This is a genomic window from Thermogutta sp. (genome assembly GCF_039793925.1).
Classification (GTDB): domain Bacteria; phylum Planctomycetota; class Planctomycetia; order Pirellulales; family Thermoguttaceae; genus Thermogutta.
In genome coordinates this window covers 1-4,537 of sequence record NZ_JBAMME010000238.1, presented here as the reverse complement: position 1 = coordinate 4,537, position 4,537 = coordinate 1, and the positions used below count along the sequence as shown (strand labels likewise).

Annotated in this window: 4 protein-coding genes; 3 read left to right on the top strand and 1 reads right to left on the bottom strand. The window is 56.9% G+C overall.

The window, feature by feature from the left end:
• Window positions 1-617, bottom strand: a 617-nt coding sequence (locus tag ABJK56_RS10960; protein ID WP_347244710.1) for a hypothetical protein, incomplete at its 3' end; no start/stop codon positions are given.
• A gap of 320 nt (window positions 618-937) precedes the next feature.
• On the opposite strand from ABJK56_RS10960, the gene ABJK56_RS10955 reads away from it, so the two are divergent.
• The 3 genes from ABJK56_RS10955 to ABJK56_RS10945 form a co-directional block, all read left to right on the top strand.
• Entirely contained in the window at window positions 938-2,566 is a 1,629-nt protein-coding gene (locus ABJK56_RS10955) for a hypothetical protein (RefSeq protein WP_347244709.1), read from the top strand.
• A 358-nt stretch (window positions 2,567-2,924) separates the two neighbouring features.
• Window positions 2,925-4,313 carry a sugar porter family MFS transporter gene (locus ABJK56_RS10950; protein ID WP_347244708.1) on the top strand — a complete coding sequence of 463 codons (1,389 nt, stop codon included), beginning with the start codon at window positions 2,925-2,927 and terminating at the stop codon, window positions 4,311-4,313.
• Between the two features lie 15 nt (window positions 4,314-4,328).
• Window positions 4,329-4,537 (top strand): hypothetical protein (locus ABJK56_RS10945; RefSeq protein WP_347244707.1); only part of this gene is annotated, 209 nt, incomplete at its 3' end.

Here is a 4,537-nt window from a genome sequence, read left to right as displayed (position 1 = left end):
GCCTGCGGGTCAAACGCGAGAATGATCCAGTCCTCACTGTCATGGTCCGGCGATACCAATGGTGTTTCCGCATGTATTGCCGCTACCAGGTGCCTCTCCATCGGAATCAGACAGCGGCCAGCTCCGCTGCGGCTGCACAGGCCATTACACACGCGCTCTAGGCGAGAGGCAAAGCTCTGGTGGTGATCCGATGGAACATCGAAGAAGGAGAGATGAATGAACTTTCGTTCACGGCAAGTTTGGGCGTCATCAACGTTGGAGCGTAGCGCCTCGCGCTTTTTGAATAGCCGGACGACGCCCACGGCTTTCACTTCAGGGAATTTGTAGAGTTTGAGATTGCGGAGCGCAACCTCCCACTCGGAGGGTTCAACCTTTTGGCTTGCTGACCAGAGAACCCGCAGAGCCGCCAGTTTTTCTTCGAGGGCCTCCAGGCGAGAAGCCAGGTTGACAACCACGGGCTGCGCGGCGAGTTGGGTTTTTTCGCGCCGCTCATATTGGCGATGCTGAAGGGCCAACCAGTATGTTGGCACGGTGACGGTTATCCCTATTACGAGGCACAGGACAATACCCCAGCGGTATCCCCTGCGCCATTTCTGAAATAGTTGCACACCAGACATGTCAGCAAAACTCACCCAAGTTGCCAAAAAACATCGTTTCCCGCGTCTGGCGCCCTAGAAAAAGCCCGAAAATTTTGCCGCAGGCTTTGCGCTACGGATAAACCCTACGTTGAATTTCAGGGCAAAGGGGTCGATTACGCCAGAAAGTGGGGAAAACCAACTGGGAGGATTCTCCGGTAAATTCAGTGTGATCGTTACACTTGTTGGGGGGAAAGATTGGGGGCACCGCGGGTGTTAGCTGCATCGGCTGGCAAGTTCTTTCCCACGGAAGGAATTGCCGTCCCTAATGGAAGATGCCCGTTCGTGGAAAGGAAAAGTTCATGGCTAATCATCGCGTGAATCGGCGGAGATTTCTGACGCAAACACTTGGGGCGAGCGTTTTGGGTTTAAGGGCTTCCGCTGTTGGCAGCATTTGTTCAGACGGTGAGGTGCGCGAACCATCTCGCGAATGCGGAGAGGAAGGAGTGCCTGCCGATTTTCTCGACGGCTCCGCCGAGGCCACGCGGTGGTGGGAACGGAACGTGGGTCCGGCAATAGGGCGTATTACGGGGCGACCCTCACGGGAGATCGCAAGGTCACCGTTCTCCGTGGGGTTGGAAACGCTCGATAGGTCCATGTATGACCCACAGCGGGTCTATCGCCCACTGGGGGAATTGGGGGTCAAATGGGCGCGGCTGCAAACCGGTTGGGCGCGATGTGAAACCTCGCCCGGTGTATATGATTTCGGCTGGCTGGAGTCGGTTGTGGACGCGGTCCGTGCCGAGGGTGTCACGCCGTGGTTCAATCTCGGCTACGGGAATCGGCTGTATATCCCGGAGGCTCCCGATGTTTCGGCAGTAGGTTGGATTCCCGTTTACAATCCTGAAGCACAGAGGGCCTGGCTGCGGTTTGTGGGCGCACTGGCCGCACATTTTCGCGATCGGGTGAAGCACTGGGAAATCTGGAACGAGCCAAACATCAAGAACTTCTGGAAGCCCGGTGAGCCGTCGCCGGAGCTGTACTGTCGATTTGTGGCAGCCACGAGTGCTGTGCTCCGCCAAATAATCCCGGAGGTCGTGATTATTGGTGGGGCTTTGGCCGGCATGCCCATCGATTATCTCCGCCAGCTTCTGGCCCACGGAATTCTGGATCATGTGGACAAAGTCTCCTATCATCCTTACCGCCCCGTGCCGGAGGAGGGTTATCGAGAAACACTGGAAACCTGGCGGACGCTTCTTCGGCAAAGCAGTCCAACTGGAAAACCCGTGCCATTATGGCAGGGGGAAAACGGCTGTCCTTCGCAACCGGCAAGTGCCGGCGCTCTGTCCGAGTACGATTGGACCGAAACACGCCAGGCAAAATGGCTCTTGCGAAGAATGCTCTACGACAGGGTCCTTGAAGTGGAGCTGACCTCCTACTTCCACATGGTCGATCTGGTCAATTACAACTGGGGGACAGGGCCGAGCGGAAAAACGAACTTCAAAGGCCTTTTACGGGGAGAAAACTACTCCCCCAAACCCGCTTACTATGCCTATCAACGCGTTTGCGCCCTGTTCGATGGGGAGACGCGACGGGAAACTTCTCTCGATGCGATGCTGACGGTAAGCAATGTTTCGGCGCCGCCGAAAGTGGATTCCCCGGCCAACGGCATAGCCTCGCGGGTTGAGCGCTACGTGATGGCCGGTTTCCTACGGAAGAATCGGCCGCTCTGGGTGCTGTGGTCTGTGGACCCACCGCACAAACCGGGGCCAATTCGTCGGGGAAAATTGCAGGTCAATGGCGCGCCACAAATAGATTTCCCGGTGTTGATTGATCTTTTGAGCGGCCACGTTTTTCGAATCGATCGTCGTATGGGTGATTTTAAGGCCTGGACGATCGCGTCGCTCCCGATTCCCGACTACCCTGTGGTGATCGGCGATCTGGAGGCGATCCATGATCTGGTGATCAGCCCTCCTCAGCAAAAGGGTTAAATCACACCAGCCGCTAGGTACCTCCTTTGCCGACGGGGGCGCGGTGCCGATCGTCGTTCAGTTCTAGGACGGCGATTCTCATATCAGAGAAAACCGGACATAAGTCTCGCGGGCACCTCATTGCGTGGCGGTGCTTCAGGCGTTATCCATGGGTAGATTTTGTGTCCATATTGTCCGACAATCAGGGGGTTGGCACCGCCGGGCCAGAATCCGGGGAACAGCAGGAAGCCTGTCAATTTCTGGTGTCGTAGCCTGTGTGTTTCTGTTCCCTCGAAACGATTCCTGAAGCGGACGGGGATTGTGTTCGCCTGGAGGTGGTCACGCATCTTTGAGGAATCGCGACTCTGGGAGCGCCAAGATGAAGATCAATGGTTATCTCGTCCTGTGTGTGGTCGTGGCATCGTTGGGTGGTCTCCTTTTCGGCTTCGATACGGCCGTCATTTCGGGGACGGAGAAAGCGCTCCAGAATCTTTTCCACTTGTCCGGTTTCTGGCATGGATTTACGGTAGCGAGCGCGCTCATCGGGACGGTCATCGGATCGCTGGGGGCAGGGTATCCGGCCGATCGCTGGGGGCGACGAGAAACGCTCATCCTCATTGCCGTCCTTTATTTCGTTTCGGCGGTGGGAAGTGCCCTGGCGTGGGACTGGTATTCGCTGGTCTTTTTCCGGTTCATCGGTGGGCTGGGAGTGGGCGGCTCCTCCGTTGTGGCGCCGATGTACATCGCCGAGATCTCACCGCCCAAGTGGCGAGGGAGGTTGGTGGCCGTCGTGCAGTTCAATATCGTTTTCGGCATCCTACTGGCGTTTTTCTCCAATTACTGCATTGCGCTGCTTAACCTGGGCGACGTGGAATGGCGGTGGATGCTGGGTGTGGAGGCATTTCCCGCCGGATTGTTCTGGCTCCTTCTTTACTTCACTCCCCAGAGTCCGCGGTGGTCGGTGGCTCGCGGACGCCACACAGAAGCCCGGACTGTGTTTGAAAAGCTCGGTGCTTCCCCCGCTGAGGCTGAGGAGCTTGTGCGGGAGGTGCAGGCTTCACTGCGCGACGCTGCTCTTAACGAACCGCTGTTTTGTCGTCGGTATCTTCGGCCGGTGCTTCTGGCAATTGCCATTGCCGCTTTCAATCAGCTCTCTGGGATTAACGCCGTGCTCTACTACGCCCCGCGGATTTTCGAGATGGCAGGGGCTGAGAAGGACGCGGCTTTTCTTCAGGCCGTAGTGGTCGGTGGGACGAATCTCATCTTCACGCTGCTGGCCATGAGTGTCATTGATTATTTCGGCAGAAAATTTCTCATGCTGGTGGGCTCGATCGGCTACATTCTCAGTTTGGCGACCACGGCGGCAGCCTTCTACATTTACGGCACAAGCTTCGATCGTTTAGGAAACCTCATAGTACTGGTCAGTCTAGTGGTTTTTATCGCGTCGCATGCTTTTGGCCAGGGGGCAGTCATTTGGGTGTTTATCAGCGAGATCTTTCCCAACACCGTCCGTGCGAAGGGACAGGCGCTGGGAAGTTTCACCCACTGGTTCATGTGCGCCTTGATCTCGTGGACCTTTCCGGTCATTGCCGCGGCATCCGGGGGTCATGCGTTCGCGTTTTATGCGTCGATGATGGTGCTGCAACTTCTGTGGGTGATCTTTATCATGCCCGAGACGAAAGGAATCCCTCTGGAGGAGATTGAGCGCCGGCTTTTGGGGATGGAATCCGCACCGGTGGCAACCGATCCCACCAGGCCATGCTCCTAAAGGAGGAAATGTGCTGTGAAACCAGTGGCGATCCTCGGGTTGTTATTGGCGATCTGTTCGGCTGCCGGGATGGCGGCCGCGGATAAAGCTGGAGAGCCGCCGCGTCGTCCGGATATTCTGCTGGATGATTTTGAACGTGATTCGTACGCACCATGGGTGGCCGAAGGAAAAGCTTTTGGACCCGGCCCCGCCAGCGGCACGCTGCCGCAGCAAATGGAAGTGAC